This is a genomic window from Mycobacterium sp., assembly GCF_032159775.1.
GTDB lineage: Bacteria > Actinomycetota > Actinomycetes > Mycobacteriales > Mycobacteriaceae > Mycobacterium.
Genome location: NZ_JAVHWK010000110.1, coordinates 52,917 through 74,875 on the forward strand (window position 1 = coordinate 52,917; position 21,959 = coordinate 74,875).

Annotated in this window: 23 protein-coding genes and 1 pseudogene; 15 read left to right on the forward strand and 9 right to left on the reverse strand. The window is 64.5% G+C overall.

The genetic code is table 11. The features are described 5' to 3' along the window. Positions 1-15 precede the first annotated feature (15 nt). Positions 16-618 (forward strand): TetR/AcrR family transcriptional regulator, encoded by a 603-nt coding sequence (locus QOJ24_RS12735; RefSeq protein ID WP_526261653.1) that lies wholly within the window; start codon positions 16-18, stop codon positions 616-618. On the opposite strand, the gene QOJ24_RS12740 is transcribed toward QOJ24_RS12735, so the two are convergent. The 6 genes from QOJ24_RS12740 to QOJ24_RS12765 all read right to left on the reverse strand — a co-directional run bounded on the left by QOJ24_RS12740 (position 615) and on the right by QOJ24_RS12765 (position 6,376). Then, on the reverse strand, positions 615-1,511 hold the full coding sequence (locus QOJ24_RS12740; RefSeq protein WP_526261655.1) for a hypothetical protein: 897 nt from the start codon (positions 1,509-1,511) through the stop codon (positions 615-617). The genes QOJ24_RS12735 and QOJ24_RS12740 overlap by 4 nt on opposite strands. Positions 1,512-1,603: 92 nt before the next feature. Next, entirely contained in the window at positions 1,604-2,830 is a 1,227-nt protein-coding gene (locus tag QOJ24_RS12745; RefSeq protein ID WP_526261656.1) for a hypothetical protein, read from the reverse strand. Continuing rightward, entirely contained in the window at positions 2,820-3,260 is a 441-nt protein-coding gene (locus QOJ24_RS12750; RefSeq protein ID WP_526261658.1) for a carboxymuconolactone decarboxylase family protein, read from the reverse strand. Before QOJ24_RS12750 ends, QOJ24_RS12745 begins: the two co-directional genes overlap by 11 nt. Positions 3,261-3,264: 4 nt before the next feature. Next, positions 3,265-4,125: an NAD(P)-dependent oxidoreductase gene (locus tag QOJ24_RS12755; RefSeq protein WP_526261660.1), complete on the reverse strand. Its 861-nt coding sequence runs from the start codon at positions 4,123-4,125 to the stop codon at positions 3,265-3,267. After that, a complete protein-coding gene (locus tag QOJ24_RS12760; protein WP_526261662.1) occupies positions 4,122-4,886 on the reverse strand; it encodes an SDR family oxidoreductase in 765 nt (254 codons plus the stop codon). The genes QOJ24_RS12755 and QOJ24_RS12760 overlap by 4 nt, the downstream gene beginning before the upstream one ends. Positions 4,887-4,906: 20 nt before the next feature. Further along, positions 4,907-6,376: an aldehyde dehydrogenase gene (locus tag QOJ24_RS12765; RefSeq protein ID WP_526261664.1), complete on the reverse strand. Its 1,470-nt coding sequence runs from the start codon at positions 6,374-6,376 to the stop codon at positions 4,907-4,909. 198 nt (positions 6,377-6,574) lie between these two features. Between QOJ24_RS12765 and QOJ24_RS12770 the strand changes: the two genes are divergently transcribed. The 10 genes from QOJ24_RS12770 (at position 6,575) to QOJ24_RS12815 (ending at position 15,000) form a co-directional block, all read left to right on the forward strand. Beyond that, positions 6,575-7,156, forward strand: a complete 582-nt coding sequence (locus QOJ24_RS12770; protein WP_526261812.1) for a TetR family transcriptional regulator — start codon at positions 6,575-6,577, stop codon at positions 7,154-7,156. Beyond that, positions 7,153-8,364, forward strand: coding sequence for a cytochrome P450 (locus tag QOJ24_RS12775; protein ID WP_526261666.1), 1,212 nt, complete (start codon positions 7,153-7,155; stop codon positions 8,362-8,364). Before QOJ24_RS12770 ends, QOJ24_RS12775 begins: the two co-directional genes overlap by 4 nt. A gap of 4 nt (positions 8,365-8,368) precedes the next feature. After that, entirely contained in the window at positions 8,369-9,196 is an 828-nt protein-coding gene (locus QOJ24_RS12780; protein ID WP_526261668.1) for an SDR family oxidoreductase, read from the forward strand. Continuing rightward, positions 9,193-10,545: a lanosterol 14-alpha demethylase gene (gene cyp51 / locus QOJ24_RS12785; RefSeq protein WP_526261670.1), complete on the forward strand. Its 1,353-nt coding sequence runs from the start codon at positions 9,193-9,195 to the stop codon at positions 10,543-10,545. The genes QOJ24_RS12780 and cyp51 overlap by 4 nt, the downstream gene beginning before the upstream one ends. 12 nt (positions 10,546-10,557) lie before the next feature. After that, complete coding sequence (locus QOJ24_RS12790) at positions 10,558-10,761, forward strand: ferredoxin (RefSeq protein ID WP_526261672.1); 204 nt, start codon at positions 10,558-10,560, stop codon at positions 10,759-10,761. Positions 10,762-10,777: 16 nt separating this feature from the next. Continuing rightward, positions 10,778-11,323, forward strand: a complete 546-nt coding sequence (locus tag QOJ24_RS12795; protein WP_526261674.1) for a nuclear transport factor 2-like protein — start codon at positions 10,778-10,780, stop codon at positions 11,321-11,323. Positions 11,324-11,413: 90 nt separating this feature from the next. Then, positions 11,414-12,541 carry an NDMA-dependent alcohol dehydrogenase gene (locus tag QOJ24_RS12800; protein ID WP_526261676.1) on the forward strand — a complete coding sequence of 376 codons (1,128 nt, stop codon included), beginning with the start codon at positions 11,414-11,416 and terminating at the stop codon, positions 12,539-12,541. A 45-nt stretch (positions 12,542-12,586) separates the two neighbouring features. Next, positions 12,587-12,985 (forward strand): nuclear transport factor 2 family protein, encoded by a 399-nt coding sequence (locus tag QOJ24_RS12805; protein ID WP_526261678.1) that lies wholly within the window; start codon positions 12,587-12,589, stop codon positions 12,983-12,985. 7 nt (positions 12,986-12,992) lie between these two features. Then, entirely contained in the window at positions 12,993-13,838 is an 846-nt protein-coding gene (locus QOJ24_RS12810; protein WP_526261680.1) for an SDR family NAD(P)-dependent oxidoreductase, read from the forward strand. Between the two features lie 73 nt (positions 13,839-13,911). After that, entirely contained in the window at positions 13,912-15,000 is a 1,089-nt protein-coding gene (locus QOJ24_RS12815; protein WP_526261682.1) for a hypothetical protein, read from the forward strand. Between the two features lie 19 nt (positions 15,001-15,019). On the opposite strand, the pseudogene QOJ24_RS12820 reads toward QOJ24_RS12815, so the two are convergent. Beyond that, positions 15,020-15,674: pseudogene (locus QOJ24_RS12820) on the reverse strand (glycosyltransferase); the annotation flags it as partial. 73 nt (positions 15,675-15,747) lie between these two features. Here QOJ24_RS12820 and QOJ24_RS12825 point away from each other — a divergent pair. Next, positions 15,748-16,152 (forward strand): HIT family protein, encoded by a 405-nt coding sequence (locus tag QOJ24_RS12825; RefSeq protein WP_526261684.1) that lies wholly within the window; start codon positions 15,748-15,750, stop codon positions 16,150-16,152. Positions 16,153-16,173: 21 nt separating this feature from the next. On the opposite strand, the gene QOJ24_RS12830 is transcribed toward QOJ24_RS12825, so the two are convergent. Continuing rightward, positions 16,174-17,622 (reverse strand): sensor histidine kinase, encoded by a 1,449-nt coding sequence (locus QOJ24_RS12830; RefSeq protein WP_526261686.1) that lies wholly within the window; start codon positions 17,620-17,622, stop codon positions 16,174-16,176. Between the two features lie 21 nt (positions 17,623-17,643). Then, positions 17,644-18,363: a response regulator transcription factor gene (locus tag QOJ24_RS12835; RefSeq protein ID WP_526261688.1), complete on the reverse strand. Its 720-nt coding sequence runs from the start codon at positions 18,361-18,363 to the stop codon at positions 17,644-17,646. A 125-nt stretch (positions 18,364-18,488) separates the two neighbouring features. On the opposite strand from QOJ24_RS12835, the gene QOJ24_RS12840 reads away from it, so the two are divergent. Genes QOJ24_RS12840 through QOJ24_RS12850 form a run of 3 tightly spaced genes read left to right on the forward strand, consistent with a single transcriptional unit; the run spans position 18,489 to position 21,944 of the window. Beyond that, the gene (locus QOJ24_RS12840; RefSeq protein ID WP_526261690.1) at positions 18,489-19,226 is read left to right on the forward strand and encodes a hypothetical protein; all 738 of its coding nucleotides are present in this window, start codon (positions 18,489-18,491) and stop codon (positions 19,224-19,226) included. 52 nt (positions 19,227-19,278) lie between these two features. After that, positions 19,279-20,268, forward strand: coding sequence for a TIGR03885 family FMN-dependent LLM class oxidoreductase (locus QOJ24_RS12845; RefSeq protein ID WP_526261692.1), 990 nt, complete (start codon positions 19,279-19,281; stop codon positions 20,266-20,268). After that, a complete protein-coding gene (locus QOJ24_RS12850; protein WP_526261694.1) occupies positions 20,265-21,944 on the forward strand; it encodes an alpha-amylase family protein in 1,680 nt (559 codons plus the stop codon). The genes QOJ24_RS12845 and QOJ24_RS12850 overlap by 4 nt, the downstream gene beginning before the upstream one ends. Positions 21,945-21,959: the final 15 nt, after the last annotated feature.

Below are 21,959 nucleotides of genomic sequence, written 5' to 3' on the forward strand. Positions count from 1 at the left end.
CAGGAGTATTCCGGCGTGCGTACCCACGGCTGGTCTGGCTCGGCACCCGCCAGCGACGACGAAGCCATCGCGCGAATCCTGGAGGCCGCGAGCAAGGCAATCGACGCCCGCGGCGCGGACTTCTCCATCGCGGACGTGGCCCGCACGCTCGGCGTCACCCGCCAGACGGTCTACCGGTACTTTCCGAGCACCGACGCCCTGCTGGTGGCGGCGGCCGTGCACGCCGCCGACGACTTCCAGAAGCGTCTGGAAACCCACCTGCGCGGCATCACCGACCCCGTCGAAGCCGTCGCCGAGGCCATCGCGACGGCACTCGAATGGCTGCCAAAGGACAAACATCTCGGCCTGCTCATCGTCCCCGGCCGGCCGAACCCTCACATCGAGTCGGTGACGGGCGACATCGCCCTTGACTTCGGTCACTCGATGGTGCGCCGGTTCGACGTCGACTGGCCAGGCCTCGGATTAAGCGACGACGATCTCAACGACCTTGCCGAGCACCTGCTGCGGATCATCCAGTCGTTCGTCACCGATCCCGGCCGTCCGCCCCGAACCGGTGAGGATCTGCGGCGCTACCTACGGCGATGGGTCGGCTCAGCGGTGGGCGGCGTTCGTCGTTAGCACTTCGCGCTGGGATCCGCCGTTTGGAAATTCTTGACCAGACCGACCCACAGGCTGTCCTTGGCGTCGACGGCGCCCTGGACGTCTGGTACGCCCTCGGCCGGCGTGTCGACGACCTCTGCCGCGGTGGCCACGTCCACCTGCCGACGGTCGAAGTCGATCAGTCCGCGAAGGTGGTCGCGCAGGGTGTTCGCCTGTCCCTCATAGGTTCCCGGCGGCCAGGAGATTGCGTCGACACTCTTGATGTAGCGCTCGAGCGCGGCTATCTCGATCGCATTGGCTGCCTTGGCCGCGTCCAGGTCCTTGGCTGCCATAGCTGCTTCCCACTTCGCATGAACCGGCGCGTTGTCGTTGTAGAACGCGGCTTGTGCCGCCTCCAATAGATCTGCCGCGTATCCGGCCTGTTGCACAGGATGGCCGAGCGCCTCGCGAAGGTGATCGCCTTCCACCACCATCGCCGAGTCGTCGGACCAAACTCTGTTCCTCAGCGTGTTCAGCCGGACCTCGTCCCCACCGTCGTACTGTCCCAACTCGTTCAAGCCGGCCAACTGGTCGGAATTCAGCTCGCGCATCCTCTTGACGATGGGTTTCGCAGCAGGGGGGAAGGCGATCTCACCCAGCCGGGAGTCAAAAGTCGCCAACACATCGCGGTACTGGAAAGCCTTGGTCTTCATGATTCCGAAGTTGCCTTTGCGGACCGCTTCGTCCATGTCGCGGCTGGCCGAAGAGCATTCGACTGGCTTCGCAGCCTCCTCGTACTGCTTGAAGACGACGCTGGGATCCACCGACCGGTTCGGGGGACTCGACACGTCGGCGCCACCGCAACTCACGACGCCGACCGCCAGCGCAATACCGACCGCGACTATCCAGGTTTTGCGGTATGCACGTCGCATCCGCGGAGACTAACCCAAACCCGACGCAGCGATAGCTAATCAACCGTTTGACGCCACTGCAGATAAGACGGCATCTGGGGCCTTCTCGGCAATCAGACGACTGTCAGCGGCAGCGACTTCCGCGGAGCGAACACCCACGATGAGCCGCCGCTGACACGCACGACCGAAACCTCGACAAGTTCCTCAGCAGCCGTATCGGTCTCGATCACCCGGGCCGTCCAGTCGACGTCTGTGCCGGTGATCTGCACATCAAGGTGCGGATCGATGGCCGCGACGGCGGCCTGCAGCGGCCTCGTCGATGAAGGCCCGACAAGCGAGATCCACGCACCGTCCTCGTGCGCGGCCGCCCTGCGCACCTCGACAGCGTCCGGTCCGAATTCCGCCGTCACGTATGCGGCCGGATTGAACAGAGGGTGTAACTCCAGCGTGCGCACCGCGCCTTCGACTCCACCCGGCAGCCCGAGTGCGCGGTGAATACGTTCAGCCGCAACGCCCGCGATGCCGGTCAGCTGATTGGTGCAGATTTTGTTCGCGAGCTCGGTGTCGGTACCCGCACGCTTGCCCACCGCGATGATGAACGACAGGTTCAGCAGATGCATCTGCAGACAGACTTCGTCGGCGATCCGCACAAGGGCCGAATGCGAGAACTGTGCGAAGTCGACATCGGACACCAGCTCACCGGAGTAGTCGGACTGCCCTTCGTCACCGGGGTCGATCGGGTCGAGTTCGGTTCGGGCAGCGTGGGTTCGACGCATCACGTCGATGACCGGGTGGTCTTCGATCTCCGGATGCGACTCGTCGATGATCACCGTCCATGCGCAGTGCGGGTGCTGGTCCGGGGATTTCCGCGGCGGGCGATGAATCGGGCGGATCTGGGCCCTGCGGTTGGTCGCGACGGCCGTGGCGTCGAACGTCGGATCCTCGATGTCGTGACACATCCCGCGGACGTAGTCCTCACCCATCGGCTCGACGTCCATGAGCGCACCGCAGTGGTCGAGGTGAAACTCGCCGTGCCAGCGATCATGCACGGTGTACCGGAAGTCCATGAACTGCGGTGGCGCACCGATGTCGAGTTGCAGGCCCTTGAAGATGGTGATGACGTCCTCGCCCTCGTATTTGAGAGCCTTTTGCATGCGCTTGGTATAGATGGGGCTCGCACCCATCCACTCCTCGATCGCGATCTCGAGCATGCCTGGGTGCCCGAAAGGCTTGATGCACCAGCCCATTCCGGACCGATCGATCAACTGGCCGATCAACAGCAGCTCAGGTATCAGAGTCGCGAGCTGATCTCGGGAGAGGCTCGCGAACCTACTTGTCATGAAGGTCCTTGCGCGCGTACATCTGAACGGCCTCGTTGACGTTGTCCTTCTCATCCCTGGCCGCGCCGGTCGCCTCGGCCTTCTTGCGCTTTTGCACCACGCGATGAATCGCCCCATCCAGCTTCGAGCCGAGCGGAAACCCGACGTAATGCGTAAGAAAGATCGAGATTTCTTTCAGCTCGTCGACAGTCAGCTCTCCGTTGGAAAGGATCGCGTTGAGCTGAACTTCCAACAGAGATTCCTGGTTCTGCGCGGTCAGCACGGCGAGCAGCATCAAGCGGCGGTCTCGCATCGACAGACCGTCGCGCGTCCAGATGGTACCGAAGAGGTGGTCGACCGTGAGCGCGAAGAAACGGCCCGGCATGTCGGGCATGTCCCACGCGTAGACCTCCTTCATCTTCTCGAGGCCCTTCTTGCGCAACTCGTCCATCGACTTACTCCTTACCATGAGGCACACCGAGGCCGGGTGCGAGTTCCCGAAGCGCCACTTCGGCCAGAGGGAGGTCCACCCCGGCTTTTTCGCCTAGCGCCAACGCCAACCGAAGATCCTTCTCGCCAAGTCCGCGGGTGTGGATGAACATGTCGTGCAGGAAGTGTTCGGGCTGGAGCGGTTTCGTGTCGTCGCGGTACATGATGGCGCCCGGCCCGCCGCTCTGCTCGTCGCTGTGCCGTACCACCCGGCCGAGCTGCTGCAGGTCGATGCCTGCGGCCTCCGCCAACTTCTGCGCCTCGCATGCCGCCGCAAACCCCGTGAAGGTCAGCATGTTGCGCGCCAGCTTCATTCGCGTGCCGGCACCCGGCTCTCCGGCCCGCACCACCAGCGAAGCCCACCTTTTGAAAACGGGCTTCACTTTCTGGAAGGCGACGTCGTCAGCGCCGACCATCACGGCGAGTTCACCCTTGTCTGCCGCTCCCGCGCCCCCGCTGACCGGAGCATCGACGACGTGAATGCCCTCGGGCTCAAGCTGACGGGACAGCTCTGCCGCTGTGGTGTCGCTGATCGTCGAGTGGATTGCTATCACGGTGCCTGGCTTCGCGTAACGGGCCAGACCCTGCTCACCGGCGACCACATCGCGCACCTGCTCGTCGTTGAGAACGGTCACGCTGATGACGTCGGCGACGGCGACGTCGGCCAGACTGTCGGCGAGGGTGGCGCCCGATTCCGCCAACGGCGTCATGGCGTCGAGACGCACGTCGTACACCACAAGGCCGCCCGGCCAATCGACGAGCCGTTTCGCCATCGGCGCACCTTGGTTACCCAGCCCGACGTAACCCAACTTCAGCTGTTCGCTCATGACCGGATGATCTGGCCGCCGTCGACGTTGAAGATCTGACCTGTGATCCACTTCGCCTGGTCGGAAAGCAGGAACAGACACATGCCGACGAGATCGTCGACTTCGCCCATGCGGGACAGCGGAATTCGCTTCACGATGTCCTCGACCATCTCCTGCGGGGTCGTGGTCCGGTTGGCCTCGGTGTTGATCGGGCCAGGAGCGATCGCGTTGACGCGGATGTTCTGACCGCCTAGTTCGGTGGCCAGCTGCTGGGTCAGGCCGTTGATGCCGACCTTGGCCAGCCCGTAGAAGTTCGAGTACAACCACGCTGCGGTCGACGACTGGCTGACGATCGCGCCGCCGCCGCGCCTGGCCATCTTGCGATACACCGCCCGCGTGCACACCAGCGCACCGTCGAGGTTCACGCTCATGAATTTCTTGTAGTAGTCCCAGTCGACGGTGATGAGGAAATCGAGCTTCATGCCGCCGAAGATCGCGGCGTTGTTGACGAGGTAGTCGATGCCGCCGAACTCGGAAAGTGTCTGCGCGGCCATCTCCTTGGCCGAGTCGGGATCAGATACGTCGACCCGCACCGCGATCGCGTTCCCGCCTTCGCCCAAGATTGCGTCGGCGACCTTCTGCGCGCCCTCGGTGTTGATGTCGGCGACGACGACGGCCGCACCCTCGCGGGCGAGCGCCTCGGCATACGCCTGGCCGATGCCGCCACCGGCACCGGTGACAATCGCCACCTTCTCCTTGAACTGATCACCATAAAGACCCACGCACAGGCCCTCCGCTCTTTCTAGTTGACTCCGGTAGCGATGGCCTTGGTTTCCAGGTACTCCTCGAAACCGGCGAGGCCCATCTCCCGGCCGATACCGGACTGCTTGTAACCGCCGAACGGCATATCGGCCGAATACCAGACGCCACCGTTGATGTTGACGGTGCCGACCCGCATCCGCGCGGCCACACCGGAGGCCCGCTCGGGGTCTGAGCTGAAAACCGTGCCCGACAGCCCGTACGGCGAGTCGTTGGCGATGCGCACCGCGTCGTCGTCGCCGTCATGAGCGATCACCGTGAGTACCGGACCGAAGATCTCTTCGCGGGCCACCTTGGCGTTGTTGTCGAGGCCTGCGATGACGGTCGGCTCGATGAAGAAGCCGGCGTCACGGTCCTCGGGACGTCCGCCGCCACAGGCGAACGCACCGCCTTCGTCGATCGCGGAATCCAGATAGCTCTGCACGCGATCCCGCTGGCGGGCCGAGATCAGCGGTCCGCATACGGTGCCCGCGTCGGTGGGGTCGCCCGGTTTGATGGAGCCCATGGTCGCCGCGGCTGCCTCGACGGCCTCGTCGTACCTGGCACGCGGCACCACGAGGCGGGTGGTGATCGCACAACCCTGGCCGGCGTGCATCGACGCGGTGAACGCCGACATCGCGCATGCGCCGGCGAGATCGGCGTCATCGAGGACGAGGAATGCCGATTTGCCGCCGAGTTCGAGGAAGACCCGCTTCAACGTCGCCGCTCCGTCAACCATCACGGCGCGCCCGGTCGCCGTCGACCCGGTGAACGAAACCATGTCCACCCGTGGGTCTTTGGACAGCAGCGCACCGACGGCATGGTCGCTGGACGTGACGATGTTGACGACGCCGGGCGGTATGTCGGTGTGTTCGGCGATGAGTTGGCCCAGCGCCGCGGCGCACCACGGGGTGTCCGGTGCGGGCTTCAGCACGACGGTGTTGCCTGCGGCGAGCGCCGGTCCGAGTTTGGCGAGGTTGATCTGGTGCGGGAAGTTCCACGGGGTGATGGCGCCGACGACACCGACCGCTTCCTTCGCGATCGTGCGGTGGGTCTTGATGCCCATCGGGGAGGCGATACCCGCATCGGTGGTCCACTGGTAGGACCCGGCGGTGTCGGCGCAGAAGCTCAGGTCGGCGATCGGACCTTCGAGCTGCGCCATGGACGTCAGCATCACCGGCGCTCCCACCTCGGCGATCGTGATCTCGCGCAGTTCTTCGACGTGGTTGGTCAGCACCTCCTGCAACTGCCGGATGCAGCGCACCCGCAGCGCGGTGTCCGTCGACCAGTCGGTTTCGTCGAAAGCGCGACGGGCCGCCTCGATCGCGCGGCCCATATCCTCCTGGCTCGCATCGGCGGCGACGCCAAGCACCTCTTCGGTTGCCGGATTGACCGTCGGGAACGTGCCCGCGCTGCCCGCCACGAGCTTCCCGTCGATGAGCAGCTGACTCTGGCGATCGGCCAGTATCCCCATTCCGACTCCCGTTTGTCGCTGGACAAGTGTCCGAATAATCAACTCGAACGATAGCCGCAGACGGGTGGGAGACGCAAGGTTGACCCGCCTATGCGCAAGAATATCGGCCCGGATAGACGCGGTGTGCTGGCACTTTTGTCGGCGCACTTGCTTGTCGCCGTCTTGGTCCGATAACTTGGACATGTGTCCAGTCATGGGATGGCCACCGTCGCCGACGAGGACGGGGGAACGCCCCGCAACCGTCGGCAGGAAGAGACATTCCGCAAGGTCCTCACCGCAGGTGTGGAGATGCTGCGGGAGTCGTCATACGCCGACCTGACCGTGCGCGCCGTCGCCGCACGCGCCAAGGTCGCGCCCGCGACCGCCTATACCTACTTCTCGTCGAAGAACCATCTGATCGCCGAGGTCTACTTGGATCTGATGCGCCAAGTGCCCTACTTCACCGACGTGAACGACAGCACTTCCGTGCGCGTCGAGCAGGCGCTGCGCGCCATGACTTTGATGATCGCCGACGAACCGGAGGTCGCGGCGGCCTGCACGACTGCCCTGCTGAGCAACGGCGACGCGGCCGTGCGCGCCGTTCGCGACCGCATCGGTGCCGAGATTCACCGGCGCATCCGCTCGGCGATGGGCCCCGACGCCGACGCGCGCACCGTGTCGGCGCTGGAGATGACGTACTTCGGTGCACTGGTGCACGCAGGCAGTGGCTATGTCAGCTATCGCGAAATCGCCGATCGACTGACGTACGTCGTCGGCCTCATCCTTGGAGAAGATCGATGACGGTTCCCACCAGCGAGGCGATCCTCGATCCGTACGACTACGACTTTCACGAGGATCCGTACCCGTACTACAAGCGGCTTCGTGACGACGCCCCGCTCTACCACAACAACGAGCTCGGGTTCTGGGCGCTCTCGCGACACCAGGACGTGCGCGAGGGGTTTCGCAACAGCACGACGCTGTCCAATCGCGACGGCGTCTCCCTCGACCCGATATCCCGCGGTCCGCATGCGAGCAAGACCATGTCCTTTCTCGCGATGGACGACCCCGCACACCTGCGCCTGCGCACATTGGTGTCGAAAGGCTTCACGCCGCGACGAATCCGGGAGCTCGAACCACGGGTCACCGACCTCGCCGTACAACACCTCGACGCCATGTTGGACAGGGCTCACAGCGGCGAAACAGTCGACTTTGTCGCGGAGTTCGCGGGCAAACTGCCGATGGACGTCATCTCCGAGCTGATGGGTGTCCCGTTCGAGGACCGGGACCGCATCCGGGCCATGGCGGACGGCGTCATGCATCGCGAGGACGGGGTCAACGATGTACCTCAGTCCGCCATCGAGGCGTCCATCAACCTGATGGTCTATTACCACGAGATGATCGCCGACCGCCGTAGGAAGCTCACCGACGACCTCACGTCTGCGCTCCTGGAGGCCGAGATCGACGGTGACCGTCTGACCGACGAAGAAGTGCTCGGCTTCCTGTTCCTCATGGTGATCGCCGGCAACGAGACGACCACCAAACTGCTTGCCAACGCGGCGTTCTGGGGCCACCGCAATCCCGACCAGCTGAGCCCGCTGTATGACGACCTCGACAAGATCCCGTTGTGGGTCGAGGAGACATTGCGCTACGACACGTCCAGCCAGCTGCTGGCGCGCGTTGTTGCAGGAGACTTCAACTTGTACGACACCACCATTCCCGATGGCGACATCCTGTTGTTGCTCCCCGGTTCGGCGCACCGCGACGAGCGAGTGTTCCCCAATCCCGACGACTTCGTCATCGGCCGCGAGATCGGTTCAAACCTGCTGAGTTTCGGCAGCGGTGCTCACTTCTGCCTGGGCGCCCACCTCGCCCGCATGGAGGCCCGGGTAGCCCTGGCCGAACTGTTCAAGCGGATCCGCGGGTTCGAAGTCGACGAGTCCAACGCCGTGCGCGTCCACTCCAGCAGTGTCCGCGGGTTCGCCCACCTACCCATGACCGTGGAGGTCTGAGTACATGCCGCGGTTCGAACCCCTCCCCGAACGCAGGCCTGCTCTCGTAGCGGGCGCATCGTCGGGTATCGGCGAAGCCACTGCCATCGAGCTCGCCGCACACGGATTTCCGGTTGCGCTCGGTGCACGTCGTGTCGAGAAACTCACCGAGCTGGTCGGCAAGATCCAGGCCGATGGTGGCGAGGCCGTAGGTTTCCACCTGGACGTCACCGATCCGAATTCGGTCAAATCCTTTGTCTCGCAGTCGGTCGACGCCCTGGGTGACATCGAGGTACTGGTGGCAGGTGCCGGTGACACCTACTTCGGCAAGCTGGCCGACATCACCACCGACGAATTCGACTCACAGCTCCAGATTCACCTCGTCGGGGCGAACCGGCTGGCGGCGGCCGTGCTGCCGGGCATGCTCGAGCGGCGCCGCGGCGACCTCATCTTCGTCGGCTCCGACGTCGCACTGCGGCAGCGGCCACACATGGGCGCGTACGGAGCGGCCAAGGCGGCCCTCGTCGCGATGGTGAACAACCTGCAGATGGAACTCGAAGGCACCGGTGTCCGGGCATCGATCGTGCATCCAGGGCCGACGAAGACCAACATGGGTTGGAGCCTGCCCGCCGATCTGATCGGGCCTGCACTCGAGGACTGGGCCAAGTGGGGACAGGCACGCCACGACTATTTCTTGCGCGCAGCAGATCTCGCGCGCGCGATCACGTTCGTCGCCGAGACACCGCGCGGCGGCTTCATCGCGAACATGGAGCTTCAGCCCGAAGCGCCGTTGGCCGACAACACCGACCGCCAGAAGCTCGCGTTGGGCGACGAGGGGATACGGGAACAATGACAACCGCGATGGTGCCACGCGTATCGGGTGGCGAAGAAGAGCACGGCCACCTCGAAGAGTTCCGGACCGACCCCATCGGGTTGATGAAGCGGATTCGTGACGAATGCGGCGACGTCGGCTGGTTCCAGCTCGTCGACAAGCACGTCATCCTGCTGTCGGGCGCCGAGGCCAACGAGTTCTTCTTCCGTTCGGCAGACACCGATCTCGACCAGGCTGAGGCGTACCCGTTCATGACGCCGATCTTCGGTGAAGGGGTGGTGTTCGACGCCAGCCCCGAGCGGCGTGCCGAGATGCTGCACAACTCGGCGCTGCGCGGTGAGCAGATGAAGGGGCATGCCGCCACCATCGAGGGCGAGGTCAAGAAGATCATCGCCGACTGGGGCGACGAAGGCGAGATCGAGCTGCTGGACTTCTTCTCCGAGCTGACCATCTACACCTCCACTGCGTGTCTCATCGGGCTGAAGTTCCGCGAGCAGCTCGACAGTCGCTTCGCGCACTACTACCACGAATTGGAGCGTGGCACAGACCCGCTCTGCTACGTCGACCCGTACCTGCCGATCGAGAGCTTCCGGCGCCGCGACGAGGCGCGCGTGAAACTCGTTGCGCTGGTGCAGGAGATCATGACCGGGCGCATCGCGAATCCGCCAACGGACAAGAGTGACCGCGACATGCTCGACGTGCTGGTATCCATCAAGGGCGAGGACGGCAATCCGCGCTTCTCCGCCGACGAGGTCACCGGGATGTTCATCTCGCTGATGTTCGCCGGGCACCACACCAGTTCCGGTACTTCGTCATGGACGCTCATCGAGCTGCTCCGCAACCCGGACGTGTACCGCGACATCGTCGCTGAGCTCGAGGATCTGTACGCCGACGGCCAAGAGGTGAGCTTCCATGCGCTGCGCCAGATTCCATTGCTGGACAACGTAGTCAAAGAGACTCTGCGGCTACATCCGCCACTGATCATTCTGATGCGGGTAGCCCAAGGCGAGTTCGAGGTCGAAGGCTTCCCGATTCACAAGGGTGACTACGTCGCCGCCTCCCCTGCGATCTCCAACCGGATAGCCGAGGACTTCCCCGACCCCGATTCCTTCAACCCCGACCGTTACAACAAACCCGAGCAGGCCGACATGGCCAACCGGTGGACATGGATCCCATTCGGCGCGGGCAGGCACCGCTGCGTCGGCGCCGCGTTCGCCACGATGCAGATCAAGGCGATCTTTTCGGTCCTGTTGCGCGAGTACGAGTTCGAGATGGCACAGCCCGCCGACAGCTACCGCAACGACCACTCGAAGATGGTTGTTCAGCTGGCCCGTCCTGCGAAGGTCCGCTATCGCAGGCGCACCTCCTAGGAGCGAATGAGCGTGGGCATCAAGATAGAAGTCGACCTGGATCTGTGCCAGGGCCATGCCATGTGTGAGCTAGAGGCGCCGGACTACTTCAAGGTGCCTAAACGCGGCAAGGTCGAGATCCTCAAGGACACCGCACCGGAAGAGGACAGGGCCGAAGTCGAGCAAGCCGTGTGGGCCTGTCCCACGCAAGCACTGTCTATCACCGATCAGGATTAACGAAAGGGACACGCCAATGCCGTCACTGCCCCGCGAGGACCTTGATAGATGGGTCGACGAATGGCTGGAAGCCAACCGCGTCTGCGAAGAGAAGGGTGACTGGACGCCGCTGGCGAACTTCTACACCGAAGATGCCACCTACGGCTGGAACATCGGCCCCAAGGAAGACGTCATGTGCGTAGGCCGAGACGAGATCCGCGACGTCGCGCTGGGCCTCGAGATGCAGGGCCTGGAGAACTGGAACTACGAGTACCAGAAGGTACTGGTGGACGAGAAGCTCGGCGAGATCGTCGGTTTCTGGAAGCAGATCGTCAACAAGACCGACGGCTCGCGCGACGAGATCTACGGCATCGGCGGCAGCTGGTTCCGGCTCGATGACAACCTCAAGATCGAGTGGCAGCGAGACTTCTTCGACTTCGGTCATGTGTCCAACATGTTCGGAAAGCTGATTCAGTCGGGCGATCTGAGCGCCGGCATGCAGAAGCGGATCGAACGGGCGGTCGCCGGCGAGAAACTGCCTGGTTACTACCCCCTCGGGCAGGCACCCGTCGCCATCTGGTAGCTCCCACCCAAGCGGTTGCTTGGGGGCCGTGTGATGTGGCTAACTAGACCCTCTAGTCTTGTTCAGACGCGCAATCGAAAGCAGGTACAGATGAAGACCAAAGGTGCTCTGATCTGGGAGTTCAACCAGCCGTGGTCGATCGAGGAGATCGAGATCGGCGATCCCGTCAAGGACGAAGTCAAGATCCAGATGGAAGCGTCCGGGATGTGCCATTCCGACCACCACCTGGTGACCGGCGACATTCCGATGGCCGGCTTCCCGGTGCTTGGCGGTCACGAGGGCGCCGGCATCGTCACCGAGGTCGGCCCCGGGGTCGAGGACATCGCTCCGGGCGACCATGTCGTGCTGTCCTTCATCCCGTCCTGCGGCAGGTGTCCATCCTGTCAGGCAGGACTGCGCAACCTGTGCGACCTCGGCGCGGGCCTGCTCGGTGGCCAGGCCGTCTCGGACAACACGCACCGCATTCACGCCAAGGGCCAGCCGGTGTTCCCGATGACACTGCTCGGCACCTTCAGCCCGTACATGGTGGTGCACAAGAGCTCGGTCGTGAAGATCGATCCGTCGATCCCATTCGAGGTGGCGTGCCTCGTCGGCTGCGGCGTGACGACGGGCTACGGCTCGGCCGTCAAGGCGGGTGACATCCGCCCGGGTGACGACGTCCTGGTGATCGGTGTCGGCGGCGTCGGCATGTCGGCGGTGCAGGGTGCCGCGAACGCAGGTGCCCGCAACCTCTTCGTCATCGAGCCCGTCGAGTGGAAGCGCGACGCGGCACTGAAATTCGGCGCGACGCACGCCTATCCGGACACCGACGCCGCCTTCGCGGGTATCGCCGAGGTCACCCACGGCTTGATGGCGCGGCAGGTCATCGTGACGGTCGGCGAGCTCAAGGGTGCCGACGTCGACACCTACGTGAACCTCACCGCCAAGGGCGGCACCACCGTCCTCACCGCCATCGGCAGCCTGCTGGACACCAACGTCAACCTCAATCTGGCGATGCTCACGCTGATGCAGAAGCGTGTGCAGGGCACCATCTTCGGCGGCGGCAACCCGCATTTCGACATCCCTCAACTGCTGTCGATGTACAAGGCGGGCAGGCTCAACCTGGACGACATGATCACCACCCAGTACAAGCTGGAGCAGATCAACGACGGGTACAAAGACATGCTGGAAGGCCGCAACATCCGCGGCGTGATCCGCTACACCGACGCCGACCGGTAAGGCCCAATCATCGTGTCCCAGGGGACGATCGAGCAGACGCCCGCAATGACTGCGTCACAGGCCTCGTGGCGCGCCGTGATGGCAGGTGACAAGGCCGGCTGGCTGGCGCTGATGACCGACGACGTGGTCATCGAAGACCCGATCGGCCCGGCGTACACGAACCCCGACGGCAACGGTGTGGTCGGCAAGGACGGCGTCTCGCAGTGGTGGGAGCGCAGCGTTGGGCTCGCCACCATCACGATCACGTGTGAGGAGACGTTTCCGTCGAGCTCGCCCGACGAGATCGCGCACATCCTGAATCTGCGCTTCACGTTCGGCAACGGGTCGACGAGCTCGGTGCGCGGCATCTTCACCTACAAGGTCAACGACGCCGGGCTGCTGACCAACCTGCGCGGGTACTGGAACATGGACATGATGAGGCCCGTTGAGGGCGAGGGCGATTAGCGCTTCATTGTCCGGCCGCGGTGCCGTCGTCGTCGGCGGATCCCGCGGTATCGGGTTCGAGGTCGCCGCGCTCCTCGCCGCACACGGCGCAGGTGTCGTCGTGAACGGCCGGGACGCCGATGCCGCGACAGAAGCCGCGACACGCATCGACGGTGCGGTCGCCCACCCCGGTTCGCCTGCCGACCCCGCGACGGCCGATGCGTTGATCGACAGGTGCACAAGCGAATTCGGCCGAATCGACATCCTGGTGAACTGTGCGGGCACCGCGGGCCTGGCCAGCGAGTCGATTCTCGAAGTCACCAGTGCACAGTTTCACGACCTACTCGACGGCCATCTCGTCACGACGTTCGAAACCTGCCGTGCGGCGGCGCCGAGAATGGTGCAGGCAGGCGGCGGCACGATCATCAACACCAGCTCGTTCGCGTTTCGCGGCGACTACGGCGGCACCGCCTACCCGGCAGGGAAAGGTGGGGTCAACGGAATGACGCTGGCCATCGCGGGCGACCTCAGGGACTCCGGAGTGCGGGCGAATGTGGTCTGCCCCGGCGCCAAGACCCGGCTGTCGACCGGTAAGGATTACGAGGATCACATCGTCGGGCTGAACCGCAGAGGCCGGTTGGATGCCGCAAGCACACAGGCCGCGCTCGACGCACCTCCGCCGGAGTACGCGGCGCCGATATACGCCTACCTGGCGAGCGACGAGGCCGACGACATCACGGGCAGGATCTTCATCGCCGCGGGCGGATTCGTCGGGGAGTTCGCGCGTCAGAAGACAAGCGTCATCGGCTACCGCGACCATCAGGACTCGCCGCCGTGGTCGGTCGACGAGCTGCACGCCATGATCGCCAGATAAACAGCGCGCGGTTGCGCCACGCGGATTGTCACATGGATTCGCCCGCCAGCAACTTTGATTTTCTGAATACGGCGTGCAGCCGCACAAACGCCCGATTTTGGTTCACAATCAGCTAACTGACATGACTGGAACGAACCAAAGAGGGCAAAAGGAGTCGGCACCCGTGAACCAGCCAGGCGACACCGTCATCAACAGCTCGACTTCGACCCCGGTCACGCTTGTCGTATACCGCGACTTGCGCATCGGCTTGGCGGTGACAATGGCGATGTTTGCAGCGGCGATCATCATCGAAGTGGCAGGGAAACACTGCGTGCAAGGGGCGCTCAGCGAATACTTTTACACGCCCGCGCACAGCATCTTCATCGCAACGCTCATAGGGTTCGGCACGCTGTTCTTCATCTATCGGGGCAGCAGTGACTCCGAGGATGCATTGTTGACTCTGGCCGGGGTCGCGGCGTTGATCGCCGCGCTGGTGCCCCAGGGGCGACCCGAGTTGTGCAGCCCATCCTTCGTGCCGGAGGGCTTCAAGACAGAAGTAATCGTCCGGCCCAATGTCTGGGCCGTCGTGGTGGCACTCATTCTGGGCTGGTCGGTGACGTGGTGGAAAAACCGGTCCAACCATGCCAGCCAAACACGAAGTGCGGGGGGAACACTGGCGCTGTACTTTCTGCGGCTGGTGGTGGTGGTCGGCCTTCTTTGCCTGATCTTCAAGAAGGACTGGTTCCTGATCCATGCACACGGCGCGGCGGGGGTACTGATGCTCTCGGCCTTCATCGCCACCGTGTTCACCACCGCACACCTCGCCAAAAAGGAGGTACGGTCGCCGGACCGGACCGACTACGCGGGTTTCTATACGGCGATCGCCTGGTTGATGGTGGTGACGTTGACTGCCATTGTGGCACTGCATATCACGCGTCCGCATTGGTTCCTTATTCCGTGGATCACTGTTCTCGAAGCGCTGCTGATCCTGGAGTTCCTCGCATACTGGTTGGCTCAAACCGTCGAGCTGTGGGAGACACCTGACCGGGCCGAGCGTCTTTCGGACGCTGACCAAGAACGGCTCGCGCACCAATCCGAGCAGAGTGGTATACCCGGACTGATGACCGAGATGCGGCGAGTCTGGAACGCTCCCGCGGGTGAAAAGCTCATGAACTTCCTGTAGTGCAGCGAATTCAGACCGCGAGGGGCCGGCGGCCGAGCCGGTGCCGGAGGTCGTGAATCGGCAGCGCGCCTGTCGCGAGCGCCAGGCCCACTCGCCAACAACCCAACAGGTCGGCCAGCACCGTCGGCGCGATGTCGACCCACGTCGGCGCGCACCGCCTTTAAGCCGCACTGGGCATCGGAGAAACGGGCGCCGAATGCGGCGCGCAGCAACACGTTGTAACCGCGGGCGACGAACTCACGTTTCGCGCTCCGGACCACCCGCGATGACGGCGCGAACCGCGAGCCGATCGCAAGATCTGAGTGCCCCGAGATCACCGGTGCGACAAGGGGCATCAGCGCTGACAGCTCCGTGGAGAGATCAACGTCCATGTAGGCGACAACGTCGGCGGAGGATTTGGCCCACGCCGTCTGCAGTGCGGCTCCGCGGCCCTTCACGTCGATGTGTATCACCTCGACATCGGCCAGTCCGTCGGCGAGCCGGTGCGCCACCCCGAGGGTGTCATCGGTACTTGCGTTGTCGGCCAACGTGATCCGCGTCGAGTACGGCACGGAGGTGCAGACGTATTCGCTGAGGCGGCGGATACAGCCGGCAAGGCCACGTTTTTCGTTATAGACGGGTATGACGATGTCGAGCACGTGGTCCGACGCGCGTGAATCCGCCGGATCCGTCATATCGACAACCGTCTCCGAGGGAGCTGCCACCCCACTGCCATGCCACTGAGAGCTTGCTGGAATGCTCGCGAGTATGGCTACCGTCTTCACCCAGATCATCAACGGCGACCTGCCTGGCCGGTTCGTATACGAAGACGACGAGATTGTGGCGTTCCTGACGATCCAGCCGATGACGCAGGGACACACGCTCGTCGTTCCGCGCGCCGAGATCGATCAGTGGCAGGACCTCGACTCCGCCGTTTTCGGCAGGGTCATGGAGGTCTCGCAACTGATCGGAAGGGCGGTGTGCAAGGCGTTCGACGCCGAACGCGCGGGCATGATCATCGCCGGGTTGGAAGTTCCGCACCTGCACGTGCACGTCTTCCCCGCCTACAACCTGACCGATTTCGGTTTCGCCAACGTCGACACCGATCCTTCGCGGGAGTCACTCGACGAGGCGCAGGCCAAGATCACGGCCGCGCTGGCCGACCTGTCCTGACCGCTCCTCGCGTGCGCAGTCCTAGCCGACGTGTGCCGCGACGTCGTGTGAGGGGACGTCGGCGATCCGCGGCAGTTTGACGGTGAACCTGCAGCCCCTGCCCGGCGCGGTGGTGACGCTGACGGTGCCGCCGTGGGCGTAGACGAGGGAGTCGACGATCGACAGGCCAAGCCCGGTGCCGCCGCTGGCGCGGTCACGCGAGGAATCGGTGCGGTAGAACCGTTCGAAGATGCGGTGGGCGTCATCGGCGCTCATGCCCGGGCCCTCGTCGGCGACCTCGAGCACGGCGTTGTCGTCGTCCGTGCCCACCCGCACGGTGACGCGGGCGGATTCGGGTGTGTGCTGCAGCGCGTTGGCCACCAGGTTCCCCAGCACCTGGCGCAGGCGAGCCTCGTCGCCAAGTACCTCCGGCGTCCCCGGGCCGTCGATCACCTCCATGGTGACGGGGCGCTTCGGGGCGATCGACCGGGCATCGTGCACGGAGTCGCTGGCCAGCGCCAGTAGATCAACCCGGTGGCGATCCAGAGGCCGCTGCGCGTCGAGTCGGGCCAGCAGAAGAAGATCCTCGACGAGAAGCCCCATGCGGCGCGATTCGCTCTCGATGCGCGACATCAGCATCTCGACATCGCGGGCCGCACCCTGGCGGTACAACTCGGCGAACCCGCGGATCGTGGTCAGCGGTGTGCGTAGTTCATGGCTGGCGTCGGTGATGAAGCGCCGCATCCGTTCTTCGGAGCGGCGGGCGTGTTCGGCCGATGATTCCGACGACGCGACGGCGCGCTGGATCTGCGCAAGCATGCCGTTGAGCGCCAACGACAACCGCCCCACTTCTGTGCGCGGATCACGTTGCGGGATACGACGATCCAGCTGTCCGGCGGCGATGTCTGCGGCTGTCTGCTCGACTTCTGCCAGCGGCCGGAGGCTGCGGTGTACGACCCAGAAGCCGGCCACACCGAGCACCAGCAGCACGGCGGCACCGATGCCGGCCTGCGACCAGATCAACGCACGGACCGTGGACTGAACGTCGGACAGATCGATGGCCACCGTCGTCAACTCGTCATGGGGACCGTGCACCGACATGGCCCGCCACTGGACATGCGAATTGTCTATCGAGCCGACTGTTACCGGTTCCGGACCGACATCGTTGTTCGCGGGTAATTCCGGTTCGGCGGCGCGATCGTTGACGGCCATCCAGATGCGACCGTCGGCGTCGACGCCGCGGACATAGAAGTCCGACGGCGGCCTGGCCGGGTTCGGCCCCTCCAGGGGAGGCGTCGGCATCCGCCGGGGGGCCTGCGCCCAGCTGCGGGACGCGTCGAGCAGCGTCTCATCGACGCGGTTGGTCAGGCTGTGACGCAGGATCGAGGTGACGGCGATGCCGGAAGCCAACAGGCCGAACGCCACTAAAACCAGGGTCGCGGCAACCAGCCCGACCCGCAGCGGCACACCTCGCCCGCCCAGACCCTTCACACCCCTAGTGTTCGCTAAAAACTAGCGCGGTTCCCGCAGAACGTAGCCGACGCCCCGCAGCGTGTGCAGAAGGCGCTTCTCGCCGGTGTCGATCTTGCGTCGCAAGTAGGAGACGTAGGACTCGACGACGTTGACGTCGCCACCGAAGTCGTAGCGCCAGACATGGTCGAGGATCTTCGGCTTGGACAGCACGGTGCCCGCGTTGATGATGAAGTACCGCAGCAGGGTGAACTCCGTCGGCGACAGCGAGACAGGCTCCCCCGCCTTCCATACCTCGTGGGTGTCCTCGTCGAGTTCGATGTCGGCGAACGTCAGCCGGGCACTGCGCGTCTGCTCGACCCCCTTGCCCGTCCGTCGCAGCACGACCCGCAACCGGGCGACCACCTCTTCGAGGCTGAACGGCTTGGTGACGTAGTCGTCACCGCCGAGCGTCAGGCCGGCGATTTTGTCTTGGAGGGTGTCGCGGGCGGTGAGGAACAAAGCGGGGGCGTCGATGCCGTCGGCTCGCAGGCGGCGCAGCACGCCGAAGCCGTCCATTCCGGGCATCATGACATCGAGGATGACCGCGTCGGGTCGCACTTCACGGGCCTTGTCGAGCGCGGCGGGGCCGTTGCAGGCGGTGTAGACCTCGAAACCCTGGAACTTCAGGCTCACCGAGAGAAGCTCGACGATGTTGGTCTCATCGTCGACGACGAGGACTCGGGCCTCCGGGACGTTATCTGGGAGTGCAGCCATGGCCATCGTCCAAATGTCTCCCAACTTCCTGGCAATGAAGCTGCAGGGCGGCTGTCAACTTCCTGTGAATACCAGTGTGCTCTCTTCGGTGGTCCCCAGGGAGCGGATAGCTGGACCCATACACTGAGGCCATGAACCTCGGCAAGAACCTGGTCGATCTCGCGACGGCCCCGGTCCGAGTCGGGCTTGCCGCCGCCGAAACCGGCCTTGACGTGGCCAACGGCGCTCTCGGCTTGGCGCAGCGGACCTTGAATCAGGCGAACTCGACCGCCAGGGGCGGGACGGGCTCGGTCGCCCACCTGCTCGGCATCGACGAGGCGGTCGACCGGGCGAACCGGCTGGCCAGGCTCATGGACCAGGATCAGCCCCTGGGCCGGGCGCTGACTCCAGGCGGGCCCATCGACCGGCTGCTCGCGCCCGGCGGCCTGGTCGACAAGCTCACCATGGAAGGCGGTGTGCTGGACAGGCTGACGCAAGACGACGGCGGCCTGATGCGCGCCATCGAACCGGGCGGCCTCGTCGATCAACTGCTCAACGAGGACGGTCTCGTCGAGCGGTTGCTGGCCGAGGACGGACTGGCCGATCGACTGCTCGCCGAGGGCGGCCTTGTGGACAAGCTGACTGCCAGGAACGGGCCGCTGGAGCAGCTGGCCGACGTGGCCGACACCCTCAACCGCCTTACGCCGGGGCTCGAGGCGCTGGAGCCGACGATCGAGGCGTTGCGCGAGGCCGTCATCGTGCTGAGCCAGGTCGTCAACCCGCTGAGCAATATCGCCGACCGGATCCCGTTTCCCGGCCGTCGGCCACGTGGCAGCCGCTCGTCGTCGCGGTCGGTGACGTCGCAGCGCGTTGTCGACGCCGACGAGTGAAGAGTTCTTGACGCTGACGTAGGCATTTCCCAGAACGGGTATGCGGTTGACCATGACGGTCGTCGGCTTTCACTGTTCGCACGAGCAGATCAGTCCGGCCCAGCTGCTGAAGGACGTCCAGCAGGCCGAACAGGCAGGCTTCACCGCAGGCATGTCCTCTGACCACTTCAGCCCATGGAGTGAACGCCAAGGCGAGTCCGGCTTCGCCTGGTCCTTCCTCGGCGCTGCGCTGGCGACGACGAACATTCCGTTCGGGGTCGTCAACGCGCCAGGTCAGCGCTACCACCCGGCGATCATCGCGCAGGCCATCGCGACGCTGGCGCAGATGTTCCCGGGTCGGTTCTGGGCAGCGCTCGGGTCGGGTGAGGCGTCCAACGAGCGGGTTACTGGAGAAGTATGGCCGCGCAAGGAGATTCGCGACCAACGCCTCATCGAATGCGTCGACGTCATCCGGCGGCTGCTGTCCGGCGAGGAGGTCAGTCACGAGGGTCTTGTGCACGTCAACCGCGCCCGGTTGTGGACGCTGCCCGACACCGTCCCAGACCTCGTCGGTCCGGCCGTCACCCCGCAGACGGCAGCCCGTCACGCCAGCTGGGCGGACGCACTCGTCTCGGTGAACCAGTCCAGGGAGACGCAGCAGTTGGTGCTGGACTCGTACCGGGAGGCCGGCGGCCGCGGACCGGCCCGCCTGCAGATCCACCTCAGCTGGGCCGCCACCGACGACGAAGCGCTGGCGATCGCCCACGACCAGTGGCGAAGCAACGTCTTCGCGCCACCGGCGTGCTGGGACGTCGAGACCGTCGAGACATTCGACGTCATCAGCGAGGATGTGTCGCCCGACCAGGTCCGCAAGTCGGTGAACGTATCCAGCGACCTTGGCAAGCACGCCGCGTGGTTGCAGTCCTACGTCGATCAGGGCTGGGACGAGCTGTATCTGCACTTCGTGGGTCAGAAGCAGGCGCCATTCATCGACGCATTCGGTGAACACGTGCTCCCCCAGCTGTCTCCGACGGCACCCAAGAAGAAAGCCGCGATCGCATGAGACGTGCCGACACCGGAGACCTGTGGTGGAAGAACGCCGTGTTCTACTGCGCGGACATCGAGACGTTCTACGACTGGAACGGCGACGGCACCGGCGATATCCGCGGGATGACCGACCGCATCGAATACCTCTACGACCTCGGCGTGACGTGCCTGTGGTTGATGCCCTTCTACCCGACCGCCCGCAAGGACGACGGCTACGACATCACCGACTTCTTCGGAGTCGACCCCGCGCTCGGAACTCTCGGCGACTTCGTCGAACTGGTGCGTACGGCGAGGGCCAGCGGGATCCGCGTCATCATCGACTTCGTCATGAACCACACGTCGGACCGTCATCCGTGGTTCAAGTCCGCCCGGCGCAGCAAGGACGACCCGTACCGCGACTACTACGTGTGGAGCGCGACCAAGCCCAAGTCGAGCCCACGGGACGTCGTCTTTCCCGATCAGGAGAACAGCCTCTGGGAACGCGACCCCAAGACCAACGAGTGGTACCTGCACCACTTCTACAAACACCAACCCGATCTGAACATCGAGAATCCCAAAGTGCAGGAGGAGATCTCGCGAACGCTCGGGTTCTGGCTCGAGCTGGGGGTGTCTGGCTTCAGGGTCGACGCCGTCCCCTTTCTCTTCGCCAAGGATGCGGTGCCGTCAAGCCCGGACATGTTCAACCCGAACCAGTACCTCGGCGACGTCCGCAACTTCGTCACCCGCCGCGTCGGAGACGCCGTCCTGCTCGGCGAGGTCAATGTCCCGTACAAGGACCAGCTGGCGTTCTTCGGCGGCCCCGACGGCGACGGGCTCAACATGCAGTTCGACTTCATCGGAATGCAGAACATCTACCTGTCGCTCGCCCGCGGCGATGCCCGCCCGATCGCGAAGGCCCTCAAGCAGCGACCGCGCCTCGACGTGACCAGCCAGTGGGCCAACTTCGTACGCAACCACGACGAACTGACGCTCGACAAGCTGAGTGACGATGAGCGCCAGGAGATTTTCGACGCGTTCGGTCCGGACAAGGACATGCAGCTGTACGGTCGCGGACTGCGCCGACGGCTTCCGTCCATGCTGGGCGGCGACGAGCAGCGCATGAAGATGGCCTACTCGCTGGCGTTCTCACTCCCGGGTACCCCCGTCCTGTTCTACGGCGAAGAGATCGGCATGGCCGAAAACCTCGACATCCCAGGAAGATTGGCGGTGCGGACGCCGATGCAGTGGACAGGCGATCCCAACGGGGGCTTCTCGAAAGCGGCCAAACGTCGTCTCTGCCGTCCGCTGCCCGACGGTCTCTACGGTCCGGACCGGGTCAACGCGGCCGACCAGCGACACGACCACCAATCCTTCTGGTGGTTCATGCGCAACCTCATCTATACGTACCGGTCGCAGCCCGAGATCGGATGGTCAACCGTCGATGTGTTGAAGCAGCCCCATCCCGCGGTCCTGGCGCACGTGTGCCGCGAGGAATCCGGTTGGGCGATGGCCGCCCTGCACAACTTCGGTCCGGACAGCGTCATGGTGCCGATCGAGCTGGCAGACGCGCCGCCGAATTCCAAGCTGGTCGACCTCCTCAACGGCCTGTCGGAGCATGAGTTCGACGCCAAGGGCCGGATCGAGGTCAAACTCGAGCCCTACGGCTACCGATGGCTGCGGCTACTGCGACCGCAGGACGACCCGATCATCTGACCCGATAAACTACGG

Coding starts and splice junctions, on each gene's coding strand:
- QOJ24_RS12770 (WP_526261812.1), top strand. CDS start 6,575: ATGGCCACCGTCGCCGACGAGGACGGGGGAACGCCCCGCAACCGTCGG.
- cyp51 (WP_526261670.1), top strand. CDS start 9,193: ATGACAACCGCGATGGTGCCACGCGTATCGGGTGGCGAAGAAGAGCAC.
- QOJ24_RS12780 (WP_526261668.1), top strand. CDS start 8,369: ATGCCGCGGTTCGAACCCCTCCCCGAACGCAGGCCTGCTCTCGTAGCG.
- QOJ24_RS12805 (WP_526261678.1), top strand. CDS start 12,587: ATGACTGCGTCACAGGCCTCGTGGCGCGCCGTGATGGCAGGTGACAAG.
- QOJ24_RS12825 (WP_526261684.1), top strand. CDS start 15,748: ATGGCTACCGTCTTCACCCAGATCATCAACGGCGACCTGCCTGGCCGG.
- QOJ24_RS12745 (WP_526261656.1), bottom strand. CDS start 2,830: ATGACAAGTAGGTTCGCGAGCCTCTCCCGAGATCAGCTCGCGACTCTG.
- QOJ24_RS12840 (WP_526261690.1), top strand. CDS start 18,489: ATGAACCTCGGCAAGAACCTGGTCGATCTCGCGACGGCCCCGGTCCGA.
- QOJ24_RS12800 (WP_526261676.1), top strand. CDS start 11,414: ATGAAGACCAAAGGTGCTCTGATCTGGGAGTTCAACCAGCCGTGGTCG.
- QOJ24_RS12850 (WP_526261694.1), top strand. CDS start 20,265: ATGAGACGTGCCGACACCGGAGACCTGTGGTGGAAGAACGCCGTGTTC.
- QOJ24_RS12775 (WP_526261666.1), top strand. CDS start 7,153: ATGACGGTTCCCACCAGCGAGGCGATCCTCGATCCGTACGACTACGAC.
- QOJ24_RS12765 (WP_526261664.1), bottom strand. CDS start 6,376: ATGGGGATACTGGCCGATCGCCAGAGTCAGCTGCTCATCGACGGGAAG.
- QOJ24_RS12795 (WP_526261674.1), top strand. CDS start 10,778: ATGCCGTCACTGCCCCGCGAGGACCTTGATAGATGGGTCGACGAATGG.
- QOJ24_RS12755 (WP_526261660.1), bottom strand. CDS start 4,125: ATGAGCGAACAGCTGAAGTTGGGTTACGTCGGGCTGGGTAACCAAGGT.
- QOJ24_RS12835 (WP_526261688.1), bottom strand. CDS start 18,363: ATGGCCATGGCTGCACTCCCAGATAACGTCCCGGAGGCCCGAGTCCTC.
- QOJ24_RS12740 (WP_526261655.1), bottom strand. CDS start 1,511: ATGCGACGTGCATACCGCAAAACCTGGATAGTCGCGGTCGGTATTGCG.
- QOJ24_RS12845 (WP_526261692.1), top strand. CDS start 19,279: ATGACGGTCGTCGGCTTTCACTGTTCGCACGAGCAGATCAGTCCGGCC.
- QOJ24_RS12750 (WP_526261658.1), bottom strand. CDS start 3,260: ATGGACGAGTTGCGCAAGAAGGGCCTCGAGAAGATGAAGGAGGTCTAC.